33 protein-coding genes are annotated in these 22,063 nt (G+C 42.8%); 8 read left to right on the top strand and 25 right to left on the bottom strand.

All coding sequences use genetic code 11. The features are described 5' to 3' along the window. Positions 1 to 86: 86 nt before the first annotated feature. The 17 genes from deoD to pnuC form a co-directional block, all read right to left on the bottom strand. Positions 87 to 791, bottom strand: a complete 705-nt coding sequence (gene deoD, locus AC4EHK_RS07635) for a purine-nucleoside phosphorylase (RefSeq protein WP_490978200.1) — start codon at positions 789 to 791, stop codon at positions 87 to 89. 70 nt (positions 792 to 861) lie between these two features. Further along, positions 862 to 1,077, bottom strand: a complete 216-nt coding sequence (locus AC4EHK_RS07630) for a YozE family protein (RefSeq protein ID WP_490978199.1) — start codon at positions 1,075 to 1,077, stop codon at positions 862 to 864. A 58-nt stretch (positions 1,078 to 1,135) separates the two neighbouring features. Next, a complete protein-coding gene (msrB, locus tag AC4EHK_RS07625; protein ID WP_490978198.1) occupies positions 1,136 to 1,561 on the bottom strand; it encodes a peptide-methionine (R)-S-oxide reductase MsrB in 426 nt (141 codons plus the stop codon). Further along, positions 1,558 to 2,088, bottom strand: a complete 531-nt coding sequence (gene msrA, locus AC4EHK_RS07620; RefSeq protein ID WP_490978197.1) for a peptide-methionine (S)-S-oxide reductase MsrA — start codon at positions 2,086 to 2,088, stop codon at positions 1,558 to 1,560. Before msrA ends, msrB begins: the two co-directional genes overlap by 4 nt. Positions 2,089 to 2,104: 16 nt before the next feature. After that, on the bottom strand, positions 2,105 to 2,680 hold the full coding sequence (locus AC4EHK_RS07615; protein WP_490978196.1) for a YpmS family protein: 576 nt from the start codon (positions 2,678 to 2,680) through the stop codon (positions 2,105 to 2,107). 13 nt (positions 2,681 to 2,693) lie between these two features. Next, positions 2,694 to 3,491 (bottom strand): GDSL-type esterase/lipase family protein, encoded by a 798-nt coding sequence (locus AC4EHK_RS07610; RefSeq protein WP_490978195.1) that lies wholly within the window; start codon positions 3,489 to 3,491, stop codon positions 2,694 to 2,696. A 20-nt stretch (positions 3,492 to 3,511) separates the two neighbouring features. Then, positions 3,512 to 4,351 (bottom strand): DegV family protein, encoded by an 840-nt coding sequence (locus tag AC4EHK_RS07605; RefSeq protein ID WP_490978194.1) that lies wholly within the window; start codon positions 4,349 to 4,351, stop codon positions 3,512 to 3,514. A 96-nt stretch (positions 4,352 to 4,447) separates the two neighbouring features. Next, positions 4,448 to 5,188 (bottom strand): lysophospholipid acyltransferase family protein, encoded by a 741-nt coding sequence (locus AC4EHK_RS07600; protein WP_490978193.1) that lies wholly within the window; start codon positions 5,186 to 5,188, stop codon positions 4,448 to 4,450. Next, positions 5,181 to 5,678 carry a dihydrofolate reductase gene (locus AC4EHK_RS07595; RefSeq protein ID WP_490978192.1) on the bottom strand — a complete coding sequence of 166 codons (498 nt, stop codon included), beginning with the start codon at positions 5,676 to 5,678 and terminating at the stop codon, positions 5,181 to 5,183. Before AC4EHK_RS07595 ends, AC4EHK_RS07600 begins: the two co-directional genes overlap by 8 nt. A gap of 52 nt (positions 5,679 to 5,730) precedes the next feature. Beyond that, entirely contained in the window at positions 5,731 to 6,675 is a 945-nt protein-coding gene (locus AC4EHK_RS07590; RefSeq protein WP_490978191.1) for a thymidylate synthase, read from the bottom strand. 183 nt (positions 6,676 to 6,858) lie between these two features. Next, positions 6,859 to 7,452, bottom strand: coding sequence for a YpjP family protein (locus tag AC4EHK_RS07585; RefSeq protein WP_490978190.1), 594 nt, complete (start codon positions 7,450 to 7,452; stop codon positions 6,859 to 6,861). Positions 7,453 to 7,732: 280 nt separating this feature from the next. After that, positions 7,733 to 8,509 carry a class I SAM-dependent methyltransferase gene (locus AC4EHK_RS07580; RefSeq protein ID WP_490978189.1) on the bottom strand — a complete coding sequence of 259 codons (777 nt, stop codon included), beginning with the start codon at positions 8,507 to 8,509 and terminating at the stop codon, positions 7,733 to 7,735. Then, positions 8,506 to 8,943 (bottom strand): BrxA/BrxB family bacilliredoxin, encoded by a 438-nt coding sequence (locus AC4EHK_RS07575; RefSeq protein ID WP_490978188.1) that lies wholly within the window; start codon positions 8,941 to 8,943, stop codon positions 8,506 to 8,508. The genes AC4EHK_RS07580 and AC4EHK_RS07575 overlap by 4 nt, the downstream gene beginning before the upstream one ends. A 515-nt stretch (positions 8,944 to 9,458) precedes the next feature. Further along, complete coding sequence (locus AC4EHK_RS07570) at positions 9,459 to 9,590, bottom strand: hypothetical protein (RefSeq protein ID WP_490978187.1); 132 nt, start codon at positions 9,588 to 9,590, stop codon at positions 9,459 to 9,461. Positions 9,591 to 9,755: 165 nt separating this feature from the next. Further along, a complete protein-coding gene (locus AC4EHK_RS07565) occupies positions 9,756 to 9,998 on the bottom strand; it encodes a hypothetical protein (RefSeq protein WP_490978186.1) in 243 nt (80 codons plus the stop codon). A 167-nt stretch (positions 9,999 to 10,165) separates the two neighbouring features. Beyond that, positions 10,166 to 11,218 carry a multifunctional transcriptional regulator/nicotinamide-nucleotide adenylyltransferase/ribosylnicotinamide kinase NadR gene (gene nadR / locus AC4EHK_RS07560; RefSeq protein WP_490978185.1) on the bottom strand — a complete coding sequence of 351 codons (1,053 nt, stop codon included), beginning with the start codon at positions 11,216 to 11,218 and terminating at the stop codon, positions 10,166 to 10,168. Next, on the bottom strand, positions 11,219 to 11,956 hold the full coding sequence (pnuC, locus tag AC4EHK_RS07555) for a nicotinamide riboside transporter PnuC (RefSeq protein ID WP_490978184.1): 738 nt from the start codon (positions 11,954 to 11,956) through the stop codon (positions 11,219 to 11,221). Positions 11,957 to 12,245: 289 nt separating this feature from the next. On the opposite strand from pnuC, the gene AC4EHK_RS07550 reads away from it, so the two are divergent. Both AC4EHK_RS07550 and AC4EHK_RS07545 read left to right on the top strand, forming a co-directional pair. Further along, complete coding sequence (locus AC4EHK_RS07550) at positions 12,246 to 12,470, top strand: hypothetical protein (RefSeq protein WP_490978183.1); 225 nt, start codon at positions 12,246 to 12,248, stop codon at positions 12,468 to 12,470. Positions 12,471 to 12,606: 136 nt separating this feature from the next. Further along, the gene (locus tag AC4EHK_RS07545; RefSeq protein WP_490978182.1) at positions 12,607 to 12,843 is read left to right on the top strand and encodes a hypothetical protein; all 237 of its coding nucleotides are present in this window, start codon (positions 12,607 to 12,609) and stop codon (positions 12,841 to 12,843) included. 196 nt (positions 12,844 to 13,039) lie between these two features. On the opposite strand, the gene AC4EHK_RS07540 is transcribed toward AC4EHK_RS07545, so the two are convergent. From AC4EHK_RS07540 to AC4EHK_RS07520, 5 genes are all read right to left on the bottom strand, one after another. Then, positions 13,040 to 13,246 carry a hypothetical protein gene (locus AC4EHK_RS07540; RefSeq protein WP_490978181.1) on the bottom strand — a complete coding sequence of 69 codons (207 nt, stop codon included), beginning with the start codon at positions 13,244 to 13,246 and terminating at the stop codon, positions 13,040 to 13,042. A 301-nt stretch (positions 13,247 to 13,547) separates the two neighbouring features. Next, a complete protein-coding gene (locus tag AC4EHK_RS07535) occupies positions 13,548 to 13,850 on the bottom strand; it encodes a hypothetical protein (RefSeq protein ID WP_490978180.1) in 303 nt (100 codons plus the stop codon). 137 nt (positions 13,851 to 13,987) lie between these two features. Beyond that, positions 13,988 to 15,118 (bottom strand): conserved virulence factor C family protein, encoded by a 1,131-nt coding sequence (locus AC4EHK_RS07530; RefSeq protein WP_490978179.1) that lies wholly within the window; start codon positions 15,116 to 15,118, stop codon positions 13,988 to 13,990. Positions 15,119 to 15,144: 26 nt separating this feature from the next. Continuing rightward, positions 15,145 to 17,022, bottom strand: coding sequence for an ABC-F family ATP-binding cassette domain-containing protein (locus AC4EHK_RS07525; protein ID WP_490978178.1), 1,878 nt, complete (start codon positions 17,020 to 17,022; stop codon positions 15,145 to 15,147). After that, entirely contained in the window at positions 17,019 to 17,654 is a 636-nt protein-coding gene (locus AC4EHK_RS07520) for an HD domain-containing protein (RefSeq protein ID WP_490978177.1), read from the bottom strand. Before AC4EHK_RS07520 ends, AC4EHK_RS07525 begins: the two co-directional genes overlap by 4 nt. Positions 17,655 to 17,819: 165 nt before the next feature. Here AC4EHK_RS07520 and AC4EHK_RS07515 point away from each other — a divergent pair, with 165 nt between their 5' ends. Next, a complete protein-coding gene (locus AC4EHK_RS07515) occupies positions 17,820 to 18,029 on the top strand; it encodes a cold-shock protein (RefSeq protein ID WP_490978176.1) in 210 nt (69 codons plus the stop codon). Positions 18,030 to 18,095: 66 nt separating this feature from the next. Here AC4EHK_RS07515 and AC4EHK_RS07510 read toward each other — a convergent pair whose 3' ends face one another. After that, on the bottom strand, positions 18,096 to 18,293 hold the full coding sequence (locus AC4EHK_RS07510) for a zinc-finger domain-containing protein (RefSeq protein ID WP_490978175.1): 198 nt from the start codon (positions 18,291 to 18,293) through the stop codon (positions 18,096 to 18,098). Positions 18,294 to 18,440: 147 nt separating this feature from the next. Between AC4EHK_RS07510 and AC4EHK_RS07505 the strand changes: the two genes are divergently transcribed. From AC4EHK_RS07505 to AC4EHK_RS07490, 4 genes are all read left to right on the top strand, one after another. After that, positions 18,441 to 19,124: a queuosine precursor transporter gene (locus tag AC4EHK_RS07505; protein ID WP_490978174.1), complete on the top strand. Its 684-nt coding sequence runs from the start codon at positions 18,441 to 18,443 to the stop codon at positions 19,122 to 19,124. 8 nt (positions 19,125 to 19,132) lie between these two features. Next, positions 19,133 to 19,522: a ribonuclease HI family protein gene (locus AC4EHK_RS07500; protein ID WP_490978173.1), complete on the top strand. Its 390-nt coding sequence runs from the start codon at positions 19,133 to 19,135 to the stop codon at positions 19,520 to 19,522. Between the two features lie 117 nt (positions 19,523 to 19,639). Beyond that, positions 19,640 to 19,849, top strand: a complete 210-nt coding sequence (locus AC4EHK_RS07495) for a hypothetical protein (protein ID WP_490978172.1) — start codon at positions 19,640 to 19,642, stop codon at positions 19,847 to 19,849. Between the two features lie 19 nt (positions 19,850 to 19,868). Then, positions 19,869 to 20,183 (top strand): hypothetical protein, encoded by a 315-nt coding sequence (locus tag AC4EHK_RS07490; RefSeq protein WP_490978171.1) that lies wholly within the window; start codon positions 19,869 to 19,871, stop codon positions 20,181 to 20,183. Between the two features lie 117 nt (positions 20,184 to 20,300). Here the strand turns inward: AC4EHK_RS07490 and AC4EHK_RS07485 are convergent, their stop codons facing one another. Next, complete coding sequence (locus AC4EHK_RS07485) at positions 20,301 to 20,423, bottom strand: hypothetical protein (protein ID WP_490978170.1); 123 nt, start codon at positions 20,421 to 20,423, stop codon at positions 20,301 to 20,303. 75 nt (positions 20,424 to 20,498) lie between these two features. Between AC4EHK_RS07485 and AC4EHK_RS07480 the strand changes: the two genes are divergently transcribed. Continuing rightward, positions 20,499 to 21,509, top strand: coding sequence for a PQQ-dependent sugar dehydrogenase (locus tag AC4EHK_RS07480; RefSeq protein ID WP_490978169.1), 1,011 nt, complete (start codon positions 20,499 to 20,501; stop codon positions 21,507 to 21,509). 50 nt (positions 21,510 to 21,559) lie between these two features. Here the strand turns inward: AC4EHK_RS07480 and AC4EHK_RS07475 are convergent, their stop codons facing one another. Next, positions 21,560 to 22,057, bottom strand: a complete 498-nt coding sequence (locus AC4EHK_RS07475; RefSeq protein WP_490978168.1) for a GNAT family N-acetyltransferase — start codon at positions 22,055 to 22,057, stop codon at positions 21,560 to 21,562. Positions 22,058 to 22,063: the final 6 nt, after the last annotated feature.

The raw sequence follows: 22,063 nt of genomic DNA, 5'->3' as shown, positions 1-22,063 counted from the left end.
CACCCTGGCTGTGCGGCTGAAGAAACGCCACTTCGCCAGTGCGTCTTATGCCCGTCGAATCTACACGGGCGCTTGCGCTTTTCTTTCTACTCTTGTATTGCTGCGTCCAAAGCCACGACAATCATATCGTTGAATGTTGTTTGGCGTTCTTCAGAAGTTGTTACTTCGCCCGTCAACAAGTGATCGCTGACAGTCAGGATTGATAATGCCTGACGGCCAAATTTTGCAGCCAATGTGTAAAGGGCTGAAGATTCCATTTCAAGTGCTAGCACACCGTACTGCGCCCATTTTTCATGTTCTGCAAATTCGTTGTAGAAAACATCTTCGGTAAAGACATTTCCGACACGCAAGTTCAATCCTTTTTCAACGCCTGCGTTATAAGCTTTCAACAATAAATCAAAATCAGCTGTTGGTGCATAGTTGATGCCGTTGAAAATAATTTCATTCATTTTTGAATCGGTTGAAGCACTTTGTGCCAAAATGACGTCGCGGACTTTTACGTCTTTGTGGATTGAACCGCAAGTTCCAACGCGGATCAATTTTTTCACATCATACTCCTGCATTAATTCTGTTACGTAGATAGAAATCGACGGTACGCCCATTCCTGTTCCTTGTACGGAAATGCGTTTACCTTTATATGTTCCGGTATAGCCAAACATATTGCGGACTTCATTGTATAACGTTACATCTTCCAAAAAAGTTTCCGCTATGTATTTTGCGCGGAGTGGATCTCCTGGCAGTAAAATTGTTTCAGCGATATCGCCTTTTTTTGCATTGATATGAACACTCATTTAAAAAACCTCACTTTAATATAGTCGAATTAATCATACTGTTTTTTTTCCTATAGTGCAATGACCAGCATTATTCGCCCGCGTATTCTTCCCAAATTTCATCAAAGATGGACGCTCTCATGACAGGATGCGCCTTTTCTTCGACATATTTGGACAGCTGGTCGAAGTTTGAAGATGATTTTGGAAAAGAATGGTCCAAAAACATCGAGTCTGCAAATCGGGAAAAATCATCTTCATGCAGTTTTCCACGGTATTTTAATGCAAATTGATAAAATGATCGGTCCATGAAAGGCTCCTTCCAGATTTTAAGCAAAAAAAACCCGGACAGTTGTCCGGGCAACTTATTATTCAAACAGTTTTTTGTATTCGGATAAGCCTTCTGCTTCCAATTGCTCTTTTGGAACAAAACGAAGCGCTGCTGAATTGATGCAGTACCGCAGGCCGCCAAGAGATGACGGACCATCCGGGAACAAATGTCCAAGATGAGAGTCGGCAGTCTCAGAACGTACTTCCGTTCTTCTCATGCCATGGCTCGTGTCCAAGTTCTCTTTTACTTCAGATCCTTCGATCGGCTTTGCAAAACTCGGCCAACCGCAATGCGCATCAAATTTGTCCAAAGAACTGAACAATGGTTTGCCAGAAACAATATCCACATATATGCCTTCTTCAAAATGCTGGTCGTATTCTCCTTGGAATGGCGGCTCTGTGCCACTTTCCTGGGTTACATGATATTGCATCGGTGTTAATTTAGCTTTCAAGTCTTCTTTCATGATTGTCCACCCCAATTCTTTTCAATAAAAGCTGTCCGCCCGGAACCAACCGAATAACGATTGTAATGGGCAGGGTTTTTCTTATAATAATCTTGATGGTAAGTTTCTGCCAAATAAAACGGTTTTGCTTCAACAATTGGTGTCGCTACAGGTTTTTGAAATCTGCCGGAATTGTCCAGTTCCTGCTTGGATTTTTCAGCAGCTTGCTGCTGTTCTTCAGAATGATAAAAAATCGCTGTTTGGTAAGACTCCCCACGGTCAAAAAATTGTCCCCCAGCATCAGTTGGGTCAATTTGTGTCCAAAATACATCAAGTAATTTTTCGTAAGGAAAAATGTCAGGCTGGAACGTGATTTGGACTGCTTCAACATGTCCTGTAGCATTCGAGCATACTTGCTCATAGGTCGGATTCGGCAATTCGCCGCCTGTATAGCCGCTCACTACTTCTTCAATGCCATCCAAAGAATCAAATGGTTTGACCATGCACCAAAAACAGCCTCCTGCAAATGTCGCTTTTTCCGTTTTCATATGCTCACTCCGTTCCCTATGGTTCAATTGTCACCAATAACCGAATATCGTCTTCTTGCAAGTTGAACGATGCTGCCCGCACTGAGATGCCATCATCCAACGGAATTTCCGTCAGTTTCAGCAGCACTTCTTCGTCGGCAGGCATCACTTCCATAAATTCTGGAAGTTCAACTGAGTCTCTAAGCAACTTTAACGCAGATTCAGGCGGAATATCCAGCATGCCGACTTCAACTGACTTTTGTTCCAACAATAAATTGCCATCTTCTTGAACAAGTGGTTCAAACTTCATTAATATTGGCAAGGTCACTGAAAAGATAGTCAGTTCGGTTGATATGCTGACGTCGTCATTAACCGACAGCGCCAATGGAATGGGTTGATCTTTCATTGCATCCTGTATATACGTATTGGCTATTCCTTCAAAATCGGCTTTCGTGGTGTTGACGACAACTGTATTTCCAGCAGTCGATGAATTTTGCAAGGCTTGGTAAGTTGTATGGTCCTGAGATGGAGTGGTTACGTAAACAACAAGTCCCACTAAAGCTAGAGCATTTACAGCCAAAAGTACAAAGAAAGCAAAACGCCATTTTTTCATTTGTCACCACCCCTTATTCTTCATAGCTTATCCCGCATTCTTCCATCCGTTCCAACATGCGTTCGGCAATAAGGTCATACCCATTGCTGTTCGGATGGAAAAAATCTGAATGATAAACCAAATTCTTATTGCCGACAAACAAATCGCTGACAGGCACAAAGCATGCCTGAGGATCTTGTTCAACTCTTTCCTCCATCGCCTCATTATAGGATGCGATGATTTGATCAAATTCTTCCACTTCATCCGTGATCAGCGAAAACGGATTGTAGATGCCCATGACGATCATGGGCGCATTCGGGTTGATTTCCCGAATTGCCATGAAGATTGTGTTAAATCTATTTTCATAGAGGACCAGTTCACCCTCAAATGCTTCCATATTCAGTGAAAACAAATCGCGCTTGATGATTCGCATCACATCGTTGCCACCAATTGTCAGCGACAAATAATCAGCTTCCGCGACAGGTCCGGTCAGTTCACCTTGTTGAATCATGGCCAGAAGCTGGTCGCTGCGGCGTCCGCGCTTAGCTGTATTTTCAACGGCAACACCTTCAATTCCTTGCCAAGTTCGAATCTCGTTTGCCAATCGACCCGTGTAGCCGCCCAAGTTTTCTTCATCACCTACACCTTGAGACAAGGAATCCCCAAGCGCCGTCATCACAACGGCTTGAGGTATGAAATTTGGCGGAATGGTATATGAATTGATTAATGGTTCGGTTCTTACTTGTGCTTCTTTATCGCCAAAGATAAAAGTTGGACTGCATCCCGCTACTATACCCATGGACAAAATGATGATGAACAGGATGCGCTTCAATTTTTTCTCTCCCTTTCAAATCAATCCGTATAATACATAAAACCAATGGCTCCAATTCCTGTGTGCGTGGAGATGACCGGCGTTGTAAAATCAAATTTAATATCGGTAAAACCTGTTTCCTTAATTTTTTCACGAAGTGGTTCCGCCATAGCCAGACCATTTGCTTGGGCTATGCCAACACCTTTCACAATTTTCCCTGCTGTCCGGTCCACAAAGTCTTTCATCAAGTATTCAACTACTTGCTTATGGCTTCTCACTTTAGCAACTGGTGTGTATTCCCCGTCATCCAAAGACGCGATTGGCTTAATCTTCATTAACGATCCTAGCAATGCGCGGCCTTTTCCGATGCGCCCACCTTTAACCAAATTATCGAGGGTGTCCACAACCACAAAAAGCTTCGTATTCAGCCGAATTTGTTCTACCCGCGCAACAATTTCTTCCATTGATTTCCCATCTTTCGCCATATCGGCCGCTTCAAACACTTGAAATGCCAGAGCATGGGAAATATAACGCGAGTCGATGACCGTAACGTCTGAATCCGTCAGTTGAGCTGCTGCTTTCGCCGATTCAACCGTGCCACTCATTCCACCAGTCATATGAATGGAAAGGATTTGATCTCCCGTTTTCCCGAGTTCATCATATAGTTCCTTAAATACTCCTGGAGCTGGCTGTGAGCTTTTTGGCATTTCATCCGAGCTTTTCATCAGCTCCAGAAAAGATTCCGGGTCCAAGTCTACACGGTCTAAATATGTTTTTCCGCCAATTTGAATGGTTAGCGGAACCACATGTAAATTGTATTTTTTGATGACTTCCGGCTTTAAATCCGCAGTCGAGTCCGTGACAATGTGAATTTTCGGCATGCAAAACACTTCCTTCTTCGCTTTAGTTTAAGTAAATAGTCGATAAACAACCACTGATAGGGCTGCTAGTTTAATGGCTGGGATCCGAAAAAACATTTAACTGACAGGATTTTTAGAGAGCTCTGATTGAAGAGCTGCTTCGATTCGTGAACGAATCAGTTCGATTGCTGATTTGGCTCCTAACTCTTTGATTACTTCCGAGGAAACTTGTTCGAGCAATTGAACTGTTACAGTTGCTGCCATAATTTTGTTGTTGTTTTTTTCCATAATATCAGAAGTTCCGGAAATCGCAATCGGCAAGATTGGGACATTGGCATCTTTCGCAATGCGCATAAAACCGGATTTGAACTCACCCATCCCCTGCCCTTTGCTTCTGGTGCCTTCCGGAAAAATGAGGATGGAGTGGCCTAGTTTCAGTTTTTCAACGGTATCAGTGATTGATTTTAAAGCACTCCGGCGATCGGTACGGTCCAAAAACACACAGTTCATCTCTTCCATATACATCGGAATGATCGGCATTTTCTTCACTTCTTTTTTGGAAATAAAGCCAAACGGTTTGGGAATAGTTGACAGCAAGACCGGAATATCAAAATTCCCTTCGTGGTTACTGACAAAAAGGACAGGCCCAGCAGGAAGATTCTCCAAACCTGTTACGGAAACAGTACTTTTCGTTCGTTTCATAATGCCTGTCGCCCATTTTTGAGGCTCCGAGTGAATCAACTTGTCGTACTCCTCAATACTCAGCTGTGGTTTTTGTTTAATGAATTTTTTCAAATGAACAGCACTGATCGGCAAATAGCCAAATAGGAATGAGAAAGTCCGGACCGAATTAAGCATAATCTTTTTTCTTTTTGCGCCGCTCATATACTTGATACGAAAATGGCACTTCGTTTGAGATTTGCTGCTCTGACTCTGAAACAAGCTTCCATTCACGGCCGTATTCCGGAAAATACGTATCCCCTTCAAAAGTTTGGTGAACGAGCGTGATATACAGTCGGTCAGCGTCATCTAAAATCGAATTAAAAATCTGTTCGCCGCCAATAATCATCACTTCTTCATGAAACTCTTTAGCCAATTTCACAGCGTCCTGCAGATTATGGACCACATCTACGCCTTCTGCCTGATAATCGTCGTTGCGTGTCACAACAATGTTGCGGCGTTTTGGAAGCGGGCGGCCAATGGATTCAAACGTATTGCGCCCCATGACGATGCCTTTTCCGATTGTCTGCTCTTTGAAATACGCCAAGTCAGCTGGAATGTGCCAAGGCAATTCGTTGTCTATTCCGATGACCCGGTTGGGATCATGCGCTACCATCAATGAAATCATAAATCTTCCTCCTATCCCGCTTTTAACGGGAGTGAACTTTAAGTATGGACCGTTAAACTGCGACCGGCGCTTTGATCCGTGGATGCGGATCATAGCCTTCGATGGTGATATCTTCTAATTTCAGGTCAAAAATGGATGCGATGTCTTCGTTGATTTTTAAGGTTGGCAAAGGTTTGGGTTGTCTGGTCAATTGCTCCTTGACTTGCTCCATATGATTGGAATACAAGTGGGTGTCACCTGTCGTATGGACAAAATCACCGACTTCCAAATTGCATTCGCGCGCAATAAGATGCGTCAACAGCGCATAGGAAGCAATATTAAACGGCACGCCCAAAAAGACGTCTGCACTGCGCTGATAAAGCTGACAGGATAGTTTGCCATCTGCTACGTAGAATTGGAACATGATGTGGCACGGCGGCAAAGCCATGTCGTCAATGAATTCCGGGTTCCAAGCGGTCACGAGGTGGCGGCGCGAATCTGGATTTTGTTTGATGGATTTGATGACGTTCTTTAATTGGTCAATGGTGCCGCCTTCAGTTGTCGCCCACGAACGCCATTGCTTGCCGTAAACCGGTCCAAGATCTCCATATTTTTCCGCAAACTCCGGATTTTCAATGACTTTTCGCTGAAAACTTTGCATCTCCAATTTATACAGTTCCGCAAACTCCGGATCTTTTTGCGCACGCCGTCCAAAGTCGGACATGTCGGGCCCTGCATATTCCTCACTTGCTATCCACTGGGCAAATGCCCATTCATCCCAAATATGATTATTGTCCTGAAGTAAAGTTCGGACATTTGTATCGCCCTTAATAAACCAAAGAAGTTCTGAAACGATTAGGCGAAATGCTGTTTTTTTAGTGGTCATCAGCGGAAATCCTTCGCTCAAATCAAATCGCATCTGGTGGCCGAAGACACTTAAAGTGCCTGTGCCGGTCCGGTCTTCTTTTGTCGCTCCATTATGTAAAACGTGTTCGCATAAATCTAAATATTGCTTCATATAATTCGCCTCCATTGTTATGTTTAATCATAACAATACTGCCTGTGTTAATAAAGCATGACAGTTATTTCAAATATCGCTCTGGCTGCTGAACTTATTGCATTAAAGAGCACAATTAAAGATGATCCTTATTTTAACTTATATAAATGGTGCAAAACAAAAAACCGCCACAAAGTGAACGGTTTAGGAAAGCCATTTGGGCGGCGTATTTTTGGACCAATAAATATCGCCAACGGTAATGTGTTTTTGGAAATCATCTTCGGCTAGATGGTAATGAAAATTGAAGGAATAGCCCACTTGCGGCTTTTTTTCCGTTCTCACATGGAAACGAATTTCATCTTTGTTGGTTTCGGTATCATACACATGGAAAATCTTTTCCGAGTAGTCGCCTGACGGCTTTTCAGAAATGGCCAATTTGTTCAATTTGCTGGTGTCTAGTGTAGCCAAATGCATGTCAATTGCCTGTTGGATGTTTGGAAGAATCATCGTCTGGAACTCATCTTGAATGACAGGGCCAATCCGCGAACCGAATTTTAAATAAGATTGCTCTTCAGCAGACTGGTGGACTGTGTCGAGTATGGATACGCTGGTGTCGTAAAATTCACTCGGGTCGATCCAATCATAGAAATATTGTTTGTTATCGCTTTCAGCAGCGTGTGATTTGGGTTGTCCTTTTTCGTCTAGAAGCGACTCCCAAATTAAATGATTCGGGGAGATCGCACCTAATGTCAAAACGGCAACTGCAATCATCAGCGACTTTTGCCACCAATTTTTCATCAACATCACCTTTTCATTTATGAACATTTTAGTAACACGTTTGCTTATTTATACGATTTATATTGGTAAAGGTTTCATCTTCTTGAAATTCATTGTACAATAAAGTCATTAACAACGCCTTGTTTTTTTTGAAAAGGAGGAATTTTCATGGATGCATCATTATTGATTGGACTGGGTCTCCTGTTTATGCTCGGATACTTGACTTCGCTTTCTTTTACAGACTAATATGCACACAAAAAGAACCTTCTGGACAATTCAGAAGGTTCTTTTTGTGTCTATTTTATGGCTGAATAGTAATCACACCGTAATGGAATTTTGTATTTGGCCGAACGCGCCGGACAAATCCAAATCGTTCAAAATCCCCTGAGCGGAAGTGAGCTTTTAACACAACCGATTTGCGTGCCACCCGTCTTGCTTCAGCAACCCACCCGTCTGTCAATTGCTCTTGGTTGGCAGGTCCTCTGAGCGGAGCAAAGTTGGAAGCCTCGGCAATTTCCTCAGTAAACATTGGATCCATATAGATCACATCAAACGAATCGGATTCGAGCGTCTCCAGAAATGAGACCGCATTGGATGAAATCACGTTGATGCGCTGCATTGCCTGTTCTAAATGAGGCATCTCCTTATACCCTTTCAAGCCCTCTCCAACAACGTAGGCAAGAATGGGATGGCTCTCGCAACCAACGATCCTGCCATCCTCACCAACACGCTGAGAAGCCACGATCGAGTCTGAAGCTAAACCCAAAGTACAGTCTAAAAAAGAATCTCCAGGTTCGAGTCCTGAAACTTCGATGACCGGATCTTGTTCAAGCGGCCGTTTTGTCCGGAAAGCCGCGGAATTGGGATGAAAAAAGAACGGCTCCTTTTTACCCAATGGGTAAAACTCAAGCCGTTCTTTTAAACAGACCAGCACATCTGCCTCTTCATCTGCATGCAATTTCTCAATAGAACGTTTGTTGCGAGAGACTTGCATAAGCGAAAGATCTGCCGAAACACGAGCTGCCCGCTCCAATGTGTATGAAGTTGGCCGGTATGCTGTCGTTACTACTGTTTTCACTGAGCTGCCACCTGTTCAAGAACCTGCGACAAATGGTCGCGAATTTGTTCCATTGGATAGCCTTCAATTTGTTCACGCGGAATAAAGTAAGCCAGCTGGCCATCTTTCAATACCGCAATGGACGGCGATGACGGTGGAACTTCTTCAAAATAATTGCGCATTTGCGCAGTTGCTTCTTTGTCTTGGCCAGCAAAGACCGTTACCAAATGTTCCGGCCTTGCTTCTACTGTCTGAAGCGCTTCGATAACTGCTGGACGTGCCAAACCTGCAGCACAACCGCAAACCGAGTTAATGACAACAAGGCTTGTCCCTTCAGAACTGCTCATATGTTCATTGACTTCCTCAGCCGTCAATAATTCCTTAAATCCTGCACCCGTCAACTCTTGGCGCATCGGCACGACAATGCCTTTCATGTACTCGTCATATGCGTTCATGCTTTCGCCCCTTTTCATCTAATTAGTTTTGGCATGGAGATAGTCTCTTATCCTTTTCAGTGTAACCTAGATGGTCTGGAATTTCATAGTGGACTGTTTCGGAGCCGCATACTTTATGCTGGAATAAACTATTTTTAAAAAATCAGATCGATGTAAAAATTTTCTATATAATAATTTATAACGAAAACAAATACTGCCACGAGAGACTCTCGTGGCAGTATTTAAAAACTTGAGCAGACTAGGAGATAGGACATGAAGAAAAAGCCGAAGAAAAAGGAAAATTGTTTTACTGAACTGCTTAAAGAGCTTAGCTTTGAAATGGTTGCTAATATGATATTTTCGATCATATGGAATACCATTCTGTTCATACCAAGAATGACCTTTCGATTTTTTAGCAATATATGATTCAACTATCAGCTAACGGGGCATGCAGCAGAAAATACCCATCACTCCTGATTATTCGTATAATTTCAGATGGTTGATGGAATATTGAAATGCCTCTATGCACTCAAACATTAAGTAGAATCGGTTCTTTCGCTTTTTTCAAAAGCACGCTCCTCTTTAAGGTAACGAATGTAACTGCTCCCAAAAGCGGCAAGTGATGTGATCCAAAGCGAAATTACAGCAGCATTTAAGATCATGAACATAATTGTTCCTCCTCTTTTGCTCATCAGCAAATTAGTCAACTAACAGTTCAACTCGCTTATTCATGGCTTTTGCAAATGTTTCATCGTGCTTCATTATTTTCATTAGTCGTTTTAGGGCATCAATAAGTTTCACAGAAAAAGAGCGCCCATTGGACGCTCTCTCAGTTACTCGTTAGAAATGCTGGTATACATATTTTTGAGGTATTTATCCGGATGAGGCATCGGATGACTTTTTCCTCTTTTGGTATTTTTTTGATAACTTTCAAAAGCAGTATTAATCAATTCCCAATCTTCGGGAAAATCATTTTTGAAGTTTATTTTGAACGTATGCCACGTCATGTCTTTGCCATATTTTTGGATCATAGCTTCCAGTTTTTTCTTTTTTGCCGGAAATACTGCACTGCCCATATCATCACTCTTTTCTTTTATCAATATACAACAAAAGCAACATTTTGAAAAGAAACGAAAAGCGGTTTTTGCCCCATTGGTCTTAAACGATTCATCTTTTTTTCTTCAATCAAAAAAGGATGCGATCGAAGCTCTCGCTCACAACCAGCATCCCGTATCCGAATGAGTTAGTTTTCTTTGCTGCTGTATAGCTGTTCTTCTAAAACCTCGTCTACCAATCGAACTGCCTGTTCCAGACGTTCGCTGTAGTTTCCACTGATAGAGTGATAGTGAATATTTTGGCGATCGAGTATTGCTTTCAAATAGTTATTGTTGCGATCACGGATTTCTTGCGCACCGAATAGACGAGTGCCATCATCGACCCATTTTACATCAGGTTCAAGGAAAATCCACAAGTCGTATTGTTGGAGCGCGGCTACTTGGTCCAGTACCGGCTGTTCGTAACCGAGATAAGCCCAGGAAAAATACTGCGTGACATTTGCTTCTGTGTCGATAAACAGCAGCTTGTTCGCACGCTTTGCTTGTTCTTCTTCGTGGTATTTGTGCTCGAATGCAATCTTCGGAAAATCTGACTCTATGGTGATCTCAGCACCAATATTTTCATAAAACTTGCGCCCGTATTCCTCAACATAACTGGTGTTGTAGAGATTTGCCAGATTTTTCACCAATGTCGACTTCCCAGCGCTTTCGGTTCCAACTATGACAACGGTCCGAACAAAATAAGGCTGCACGACGTGCGGGATGATGGCCCAGTGCTTCATCGCACCTTCTTCTCGTATTTGCGTTGCGGAAATCGGGTAGGTTTGCCGTTCTGCATCCAGTACAACATGCTTCGCACCTGGATAGAGCTTTTCGAAATGTTCGCCGTATGCATGTTCTGAACTGAAGACGGTATCAATTTCTTTGCCAATTGCTGCCTTAATGCCAATGGAACCTTTTTCCCAGTCATAAAATTCACCCGTCTGCTTTTCAGCGATGGCATGGACTTTCACATGAGGAAGGTCTTTCGTGAGTTCATTCCACCAGCGAAGCCGTTGGTGGAATGGGATAGGTTTCATCGTCGTACCATTAAAGTAAAATTTGCGTTCATACTCCTCGTCATGCGTTAAAATGACATGCAACTCTTCTACCATTGTACTCGCCCGAATCATGGCACTGACATGCCCCTGATGGATAATTAAAAACTTACCGCCGTACATTCCAATTTTGCCCATTGCCATTTAACTGGTCTCCTCTTTTAACACTTGTTTTGTAGCCATTTTTCTCCAGTTGTAATATCCGTAAATTGAGTTGACAAGAAAAGCCGTCCACATGACAACTAATGTATAGTCATTGCCGCCTGTAGCATCTAGCGTAACAACCCAAAGTATGATGGAAAGAATGTTCACTGCTATCCAAATCAGCCATTGTTCGGCAAAGCGCTTCAGCATAAAAATTTGTGCAGTAACAGACAATACATTTGTTGCAGAATCAAGACCGACAGATCGTCCACCGATTGTCCCCAGCAAGATGGCGTACAGAATGGTTCCTATAACGATGGCAATTGCAGTATACAGCCAAGAACGAAGATTCATCGTTTTAACAACTACATCTTCACCCTGAACACTATTTTTATTTTTTATGGTGTTACGGCGCCATAAATAAAGTCCGATAAATTGAATCGGAAAGTAAAAGAGGCCATTGAGCATCGCCTCTCCGTAAAGCCCATATGTAAAAGAAATGTAGGCATAAGTAGATGTTTGAATTATGCCGAAGTAATAATTGCTGATTTTCCCTTTTGCCACTAGAAGTACACAAAGCATACCGCTGAGAGAGCTGATCAAACCGAGTAATGTGTCGTCCCATGCGAAAAACAGGTAAATGTTCACGGCCGTGAAAATAAGAAGCCAAGATTTTTCGAACAAACTCCAGTCTTTTAAAAATCGATGTGATTTTGATTCGGTGGCAGTAATGGACATAGCGGTTCCTCCAATTTTTATGCGTTACAACTCTTTTTGCACTACTTGAAGCTATATTTTTTATACCCAAATTATAACATCTACTTTTAGCACGATGTATATTTTTTCACTACACACAATATTATCTTTTGGGCCTATGCTCCTTGCCTGATGCGTTTGCATGAGTTTCTACTTGCTTCACCTGACGAACAGACTTTGCTTTTGTATGCTATAGTGAGGTCCGACAGATATTAATGGATTCTTCGAGACTTTTATTAGTCAATTTCCAAAGTGGAAGCGAGGAATTACGATGAGCCCGGAAAGAATTAATGAAATATTATCTACAATGCGTCAATACAACACAGCCAAAATCACTCATGTTTTTAGCAAAGATGGTAATGGTTTGATTCGTGCGAGATGCGTACCTTTAACTTCGACTTTAGAACTTACTTTTTTAATGGATCAAAGAGTAGAATTGTATGAATCTCTTGCTGAAGCAGTGAAAGTAGTAGAAATACAAGTTAATTTGACTTAACCTTTCCATCCCTGACATTTTCAGGTTTTTTATGCCTTTCTCGAAGATAGTGAAATATATTGCCTTTCATGGAACTCGCCTTGGATTCACTTAAAAGTGAAACAGCTATGCCTTACCTTGAAAGAGAGCGATTTTCATGCAACTGGATCATATTAAAGAACTTTTGGTTATCACATGCAATTTCAATACATCTACCATCACCCATACATTTGCCATTGATGACGGCGAAGATGCACTCATCGTTAAGTGCATCAGAGACACATTCATCATAGAGATCACATCACGTAAAAGCCATTATGTGGAACATTACACATCTATCGACCAAGCTGCTGAAAGACTTTTTAACAAAATGGATTCCAACAAAGCTTGCTGATTCATTAGCATAATAAAGACAGTTAAAATTATACGATGTATGCACGATGTTTCCGCAAAAATACTAGCCGCATGAAATATTGTTTTAAACGCTAACCCAAAAAGCAATTTGCCGTTTGTTTGCGAACGGCAAATTGCTTTTATATATATTCATCTATTTTTCTGTGAAGTTCTTAGACCATATTAAAAGCCATCTTTCACGATGACTTGAATAGCGATATTTGAATGCCTTCAACCGACGGTGGACGAAGTATAATCGAACTGTCTGATTCTTCCACTGTATAGTTTTTCAAAAATTCTTCCACATCTTTTGGATGTTCAGCAACTTCTTCTCGCATAAGTTCTCGAATTATTAACGAACTTCTTTTGTGATTTAAGATGACCCCATTGACTGTAAGATTCACGCGTAACCCTCCTATGTATACATACACGATATCATAATTTTATTACCAATAAACGTATATAAGGACCTAATGTTTTTTTATATATTTTACGAATTTTAGTAATTTTATACCTTTTGATATATAAAGTGATTTAAAATACCTATTTTACCCGAGATTCGTATTATTCCACATCTTTAAAACAACGTATTTGTGACACTAAAAAAAACTACCTAAACTAGGTAGTTTGCTTGTCATTTACTTTACTTTTATGTGATCACAATATGCCGCTGGCCCTTAGCTTTATTCTACAGTACTGGAAGTGCTACTCTTTTTTATCGTATTCTTTGTTAATAAAATCAAGCATTTGGCTGAAAATATCATATTCGAACCATTCATAAGATGTGTCCTGGTCGTATTTTCCGTCTTCTTTTATTTCTAAGTTATTAGAGGAAAGCTGTACAATTTGCGTATCTTCCACTTGATCTTCCTGTTCTGTTACCTTCTGGCCTGCAAACTGATTGGCTACCTTGCCATAAAAAGCATCCCGCTTTTGCCGGTCTTCAAACTCCCATGATTCATACTTGCCGCTATATAAGATTTCCATCGAATACACACTGTTTTCCACTTTAAATTCCTCCTAGTAATGATGACCCCTTATTTTCTATCGTTTAGGTGCACTTTACCTCTTATTGGACACTTGGAAACATTTAATTTATCTGGAACAGAAAAAGGCCAAGGACTCTTCAGTCCCCGACCTTTTTCTTATTCGTCTTTCATGGCTTGGCGTGCTTCGGTCATTTGTTTCCAAACGGACCCTTTCGCATCTTCGCCTTGTTCGATTCGTGCGATGGCCATTTTGATCTGCAGCTTGACTTCAAACTCCGGATCTTCCTGCGCTTGCTTTAACGCCGGCAAAGCCGCTTCAGTTCCTGTTTCGTACAAGAACATCGCTGCTCTCCAGCGAACCAATTTGTTTTTGTCTTTCAAGGTTTCCATCATAACCGGTTCAAATTCCTCAAAACCAAGATCACTGATGGTGTCCCCCGTTGTTCTGCGGACTGCCCAACTCTTGTCTTTCATTGCGCGTTCAGCGAAAGGCACGACTGCCTTGTCCTTGATATCACCCAGGAAAATAGCTGCTTGGCGTCGAATGGACATTTTTTCATCGTCTAACGCCAGCGACAGCAGCGGCAAGTCATCAGCATCTGCCTCAATCATTTGATCCAAAAGCTGGAAACGGGTTTCCCAATCAGGTGCATTGAATTCTTCCGCCGAAATTTTGCGTCCACGTGGTGCTGCCTCGTGTTGTTCCGCATCTTGTTTCGCAGTCAAGACATCTAAACGCTCTTGCGGAAAGGCAGCTTCAATTTCCTCAACCATGCTTTTGCCAATCTCCGCTTTATCGCCGTAGCGGACGCCGTAATCTGCCCATTTGCGCTGCAGCAGGTAGTTCTCTTCTGTCGGGTCCATCACCAGCTGCATCGCCGCGACAAAGCGCTCTGGCATGCCAAAACGTTCTTCTGAACTGTTGTCAAAGACTTTGACCTGGAGCGGAATTCCCTTGAACTCTTGAACATGTACATATACTTCTCCGTAATGCTCATCCAACTCGATTTCTTCGCTGCTGTGCTCGCGATCTTCCCCAAAGACATTACGGACTTGCGCCAAAATCGCCTCCCAATCGAACTTGGAAATGCGTTCGACCGCTAAAAAGTCAGCTACATGGTAAACGCCTTTTACGCCATCAATCAAGAGCATCTCTTGGACTTCTTTCGGAGCGCCTTCTAAATTGTCCTTATGGTAGTTATGGCTTTTGCCAAACGGCAACTCCTGATCGATGATGACTTTCATCGTATTCGGGCTTGGTGTTGGTTCAATGGTAATGATTTTCACAAAAAATCCCTCCTGCAATTAGTAGATCATGCTTCCGCGATTTCCTGAAGATAGGTCCAACGTTCGACCAAAGCATCGTATTCGGCCGTTAACGCATTGACTTCTTGGGTCAATTTTTGCAGCTTGTCGTAATCTGCACCAGCCAACGCCATTTCTTCTTCGCTTGATTCGATTTTCGCTTCTGTTTGTGCAATTTTATCAAGAATGCCATCGTATTCCTGTTGTTCTTTATAGCTCATTTTCTTTTTTGCTTTTACCGGTTGGGCTGTAAACGTCTCGACAAGCTCCTGTTCAGCGAGTTCCACTGGATTGCTCTTGTCTTTGATAAATTCAGAGTATAAGCCTTGGTATTCTTCGATACGTCCAGTACCTGTTGTCCATAATTTCCGCGCGATGCGGTCCAGGAAAAAGCGATCGTGCGAAATCGTAATAACGACGCCCGGGAAGTTTTCCAGGAAATCTTCCAGTACGGAAAGTGTTTGAATGTCCAAATCGTTTGTCGGCTCATCCAGGAACAAAATATTTGGCTGTTCCATCAACAGTTTCAATAAATACAGACGCTTGCGCTCTCCGCCGGACAACTTGCCGATTTGCGTACCATGACCATTTGATGGGAACAAGAAACGCTCCAGCATTTGAGTCGCTGATAAGCGAACCCCTTTTTCAGCTTCAAAATCACTTGATGTTTCCTGAATGTATTCGATCATTCGCTGCGATTCATCCATTTCCGGCAAATGCTGTGTAAAGTGGGCAATTTTCACGGTGCTGCCGTATTCCATCTTGCCGGTAGTCGGTTCCAGTTCACCAGCCAACATTTTCATCAAAGTCGATTTGCCGGCGCCATTCGGTCCAACGATGCCGATTCGGTCTCCCCCTTGCAAAAGAAAGTCAAAGCCGCTGAAAATTTGCTTGTCGCCATATGCGACGCCCATGTCCTTGCCCTCAATAATTTTCTTGCCAAGACGCTGGCTTTGCATTGATAGTTCAAGCGACGTATTGTCATTTACTTTTTGCACATCTTCTTTGATTTCATCAAAACGCTGAATCCGCGCTTTTTGTTTGGTTGAACGAGCTTTCGCCCCTCGGCGAATCCATTTTAGTTCAGACCGGAAACGGTTTTCCAGTTTTTGTTGAGACGAAGCGTTCATTTCATCGCGAATCGCTTTGTTTTCCAAATAATCGCCGTAGTTTCCTTTATGCGTATACATGGTTTGGTCGGCAATTTCGAAAATATGTGTTGAAACGGCATCTAAAAAGTACCGGTCATGCGTCACAAACAGCATGGCTGAACCCATACGCAATAAGGTTTCCTGTAGCCATTCTGTTGAAACAGCGTCTAAATGGTTGGTAGGCTCATCCAACAGGATTAAGTCCGCTGGTTCGATCAATGCTTTCGCGAGTGCGACACGCTTGCGCTGGCCGCCTGACAATTCGCTGACCACCTGGTCGTACATATCGATCCCCAGTTTTGATAAAGCCGTTTTCGCTAAGGCATTGATGTCCCATGCGTTTTCCTGTTCCATTTTTTCCTGGATGTCCATCAGTTCATCCTGCAATTTCGTAGAACTTGAATCGACCATCATATTCTTCAATGCATTTTCATAGGCACGGTTCAACGCCAAAATTGGCGATTTTCCTGAGAATACTGTTTCGAGTACCGTCAAGGACTCATCAAACTCAGGCTCCTGCATCAAGTACGTAATCTGATATTTTTTAGGGTGATCCATGACAACATTGTCAGCATCCATTGATCCCGCCAAAATAGACATTAAGGTCGATTTCCCTGTTCCGTTGACGCCGATCAATCCGGCACGTTCTCCTGGATACAATGAAAACTCGACATCTTTAAATAAAGTTTTCGCTCCAACTGTTTTGGTTAGTTTTGTAATATTTAAGTGGCTCATTTATTCCCATCCGTTTCTGTTTGTAGTTGCTTTAAGAAGGATAGCATAAATTGATGGCGTTCTTCAGCCATCTGCCTACCCGTTTCCGTCGTCATTTGATCTTTCAGCAATAGTAGCTTTTCGTAAAAATGTGTCACGCTGCTCGTCTGCGCTTGCCGATATTCGTGTTCGGTCATCTCGGTGCGGGCTTTTTCATCCCAATCGTATAGCTTTCGTCCTTTGGCTCCCCCGTAGGCAAATGCACGTGCGATGCCAATCGCCCCAATAGCATCCAGACGGTCTGCGTCCTGGACAATTTTCGCTTCCATGGTTTCTGCTGCTCTGCCATTTCCGCCTTTAAAGGAAACCGATGCAATAATGTCCTGGATGTGCTGCCGCTGTCTACCCGGCAATTCCAGACGATCCAAAATATCCTGTTCCAGGTGTTCCCCTGGCTTTTTGTATTTCGGGTCCGAGACGTCGTGCAGCAGCACGGCCAACTCGATCATATAAGCATCTGCTGGTTCGTGCTCAAGAATCTTTTTGGCGTTTTTCATGACGCGTTCAATATGCTGCCAATCGTGGCTGGCATCAAACTGCTCGTAAATTTTTTGTACTTCCTTTTGGCATTGCTTGATTTTTTGCTGCTCCATGCTTCCGCTCCTATCGCCTGTTTCTTCTATTATAACCTGAAATCACTCCAGAATGCCTGTATTCCCAACGATTATTGACGTTTCCTTAGGCTTCATGTATAGTATAGCCATCCATAACATGGCGTCTATAGGTCCATGGCATACTCAATAATAGGGGGAACTCGCATGCACCAGGGAACAGTGAAATGGTTTAACTCAGAAAAAGGATACGGATTTATTGAGTATAATGATGGTGATGATGTATTTGTCCATTTTACAGGCATCCAGGGCGAAGGGTTTAAGACATTGGCTGAAGGCAAGACCGTGTCATTCGATATTATTGATGGCAACCGCGGACCACAGGCTGCAAATGTTATCCAGATTGATTCAGAGTAAAACAATAGAAAAAAGCAGGGACGGAAATTCCGTTCCTGCTTTTTATATTGCAGAAAAACAACTTTGTTATTTGTCACCGGTTCCGACTTTGTTGAGCTCATTTCCAAGGAATTGGAGTTGGGTGCCGACTGTACAGTTGCTGATGCAAAATCTGTGGGCAGCCGTTTTCCCTTCGTCTTTGCGAAGTTGGGTCCGCACAAAGCAGCCTTCACAATATGTAGCCAGCATTTCATCAATTTCGTTGATAATGGAAACTTTTTTCACTTTGTCACCTCTTAGCAAATCGTCATTTCCTCATTCTACTACGCATTTGTTTTTTATTCCAACAATAGTTATACTAACTGAGGATATTTTTAGAGGGACCAAGCGGTTCGCAAATTCCCGCTCTACCAAAACTAAGGAGGAAGTTTTTTGTTTAATGAATTTTGGGGACTGGGCTTTGCCCTGTTCAATTTTGTATTATTATTGATCATGTATAAGTTTTTTGGAAAAACCGGCTTGTTTGCTTGGGTCGCCATTTCAACTGTTTTGGCCAACATTCAAGTGACCAAAACCATCGAAATTATTGGCCTAACGGCAACCTTAGGAAATAGTTTGTATGCTTCCACATTTCTGGCAACTGATATCCTAAATGAAAAGTATGGCAAAAAAGAAGCCAAAAAAGCGGTATGGCTCGGTTTTTCTTCCTTGCTTATCATGGTGCTGGTCATGCAGTTTGGCATTAAGTTCATTCCAGCCGAAAGTGATTTCGCACAAGGCTCATTGGAGACTATTTTCGGATTGATTCCACAAATCGCCATCGGCAGCATGGTCGCTTACCTTGCCAGTCAGCATTTAGATGTCATTATCTTTAGTGCACTGCGCAGAATGTTTCCTAAAGACAGCCAGTTTTGGATCCGCAACAACGGATCGACATTGATCAGCCAGCTTTTGGATACGCTTATTTTTACTTCCATCGCTTTTTGGGGCGTATTTCCATTTGATGTATGGCTTCAAATTTTCATCTCGACTTATGTGCTGAAATTTATTGTCTCCGTTTTGGATACCCCATTCGGCTATTTGGCGAAGCGAATCAACCCCATTGACGAAAAGTAGGTGATCTCATGCTCGAAGTGTTTGTGGATGCGGCAACTGCCGGTGCTCCTCAAGTCAGCGCTGTAGGCATTTTTATTCGCGGCGAAGGCCATATGATTCAATGGAGCGAATATGTAGGAGAAATGGACAACCATACGGCTGAATTTACCGCGCTCGTAAAAGGACTGGAACTTGCGAAAGGCTTATCGTCAGGAATGGTGTCCATCAAGTCAGATTCCCAGGTAACAGTAGATGCGTTTGAAAGAGGCTCAATTAAAAATCCCAAGTTCAAACCGCTGCTGGCAAGAGCATTAGAGCTTGGCAGCCACTTTGACTACTGCTTTATTAAATGGATTCCCGACTCTCAAAACCGAGCAGCAGATGCGTTGGCAAGAACTGAGCTGCGCAAGCATAAATAATCTGTCCAACCTGTGGCAGCCGCCTGTAGTTATATGGGCGGCTGTTATGGTTTTGATGCATACGCTGAAGCTAAAGTCTGATAAGATTGAGATACTATCTTTTATTGGAGGAAACTAATGAGAACTAAATTAGGTACTGCACTTGATATTTTTATTTTGGTTATTGGACCATGGATTATCTACACACGAGTGGTGGAAATTATGCAAAACGGAGCTTCGGTTTATCCGGTAGTTTCGGTTGTCATCGTCACTATTGCATTGATTATCTCCATCTATAATTTGTATTTGCTGGTTGCCCGCAGACAGCAAAACAACACGAAAAAATAATCGAAAAGAGGCCCCAATTGTGAAATCGCTGTTGTTTTATTTTATTCCGCTGCTGGTATTTGCCATCGTTAACAATGTGGTGGCCAGCTTGGCTTGGCCACATTATTTGGCATTGCTCCTGGCCTTTCTGGTCTTTCAGATGGCACGCTTGCGCTACCCGAAAGATGGCGTTCCGCGCATCGCTAAAATTACCCAGGCTGTTTTTTACATACTGACCGTTGCCACGATCTTCCGTGATGAGTTTTTAAGTCCTTTGATTATAAATGTATTGATTGGCATCACAATTGGAATAGCAATCGTCGAAATTATTCAAACGAAAAAAAAGCCAGCCTAATAATTTAAAGCCCCAAAAGACTCTAGAAAGTTGAGTCCTTTGGGGCTTTGTTATGCAATCAGCGTTTATTCATATGGTTTTGGGCAAAGTAGGTAAGTAAACTTTAAAAAAGAAGCTTCATTTAGTAAAATACCAAACCAGTACCAGCACAACAGCCACGATTACCCAAGTCATAATGCGGATCAGGTTTTTCTTTTTGCGGATTTCTTCCGTTTCCTTGACGTCTTTGAGCAGCGGCATGGAATCACCTCCCTTAACGGTATTGTTTCCTATTGAGGCACGATTCTATTAAGATGGAAAAAAGGAGGTTTTTTTGTGAAAAAAATACTAATCCCCTCATTTTCACTACTGTTATTGGCAGGCTGCAACAATGCTGCTCCAAACCCGGACGAAGCGACGGCTCCTTTTGAAGCAGTAGCGACCGGACTTGAATCACCCTGGGCAATCAACAAGGCAGGCGATGAGTTTTACATTTCGGAACGGACGGGGCAAGTTGCCCATATAGATGGAGAAGGAACCCTCACACGACAGGAAGTCAATTTTTCCGATACTCTTTCTGATGCTTCGGAAGCTGGATTTTTAGGATTTGTCTTAAAACAGGATTTCGAAGAAAGTCAGGAAGCTTATGGCTACTATGTCTACGAAAGTGAAGGCAATGATTACAATAAAATCGTTTCACTTGTTTTGGAAGACGGGCAATGGCTGGAAAATGAAATTTTACTTGAAGGAATTCCGACCGGCAATGTTCACCATGGCGGACGCTTGGAATTGGACCCGGAAGGCAATTTATTTGCAACCATTGGCGATGCTTCGACGCCCGAACTTGCACAAGATTTAGCCTCGGTGAATGGCAAAATTTTAAAGCTAAACAGCTCCAACGAGTTTGAAATTTATTCGCATGGCCATCGCAATCCACAAGGCATTACATGGGACGATGATACCATGTATGCATCCGAGCACGGCCAATCGGCAAATGATGAAATCAACATGATCGAAGAAGGCAATAATTACGGCTGGCCGACCATCGAAGGTGAAGAATCCGAAGGGGGCCTGGAATCGCCTTTTTTCACTACCGGCGCTGACGATACTTGGGCACCCAGTGGAATGGATATGCACGACGGTTCTCTTTATGTCGCTGCCCTGCGCGGAACCGCTATTAAGATACTCGATCCTGAAAGTGCTGAAGTCTTGGACTCGGTAGAAGGATTTGGCCGTGTCCGGGATGTGTATTCAGATGGAGACTCTGTCTATTTTATCACCAACAATACAGATGGTCGCGGTACGCCTGTTGATGGCGACGATCATCTGTATAAGCTGAATGAATAGCAAAAAGGTGTATTGGAGCCATCCAATACACCTTTTTGCTTGAATTGATGCTACATAAATTTCACCATTAAATTTTCATCAATGTATTTTTCCGGTGTTTTCATTGAATTTATTTCTGTTCCGTATTTTTCAAAGCCCATTTGTTCATATAATGTGATGGCTGGCAGATTTTCACTCGCCACCATCAAGTCCAAACGTTCCAAGCCATGCCATTTTGCTGCATAGTGAAGCAATTCCCGCATAAGTCGGCTGGCAAGCCCATTCCCTCTGGCGTTGGGTGTCACGTATACAGCGACAACGGATGCGCGATGCTCCAGCTTTGGAGCTGCATTGCGAACAAGCGTTACATTGCCCTGCAGTTGGCCATCTTGAAATGCACCAAATGTGACCGCATTTTCCAACGCCAAACTTTCCGCTGTTTTGCTGATGGGTCTTTGAATGGCGTCTTCCAGCCGTGTAGCAAATGCGTCCGGACTGTCCTTTAATGCTTCGATGCGCAAGTCATAATAAGCTTGGGCGTCTTCTGCATCCAACTGGCGTATTTCCATAGTCCG

The organism is Planococcus sp. TJ-307 (assembly GCF_058268435.1).
Note: the sequence above shows the minus strand (reverse complement) of the source record. Positions and strands in the feature narration are given on the sequence as shown.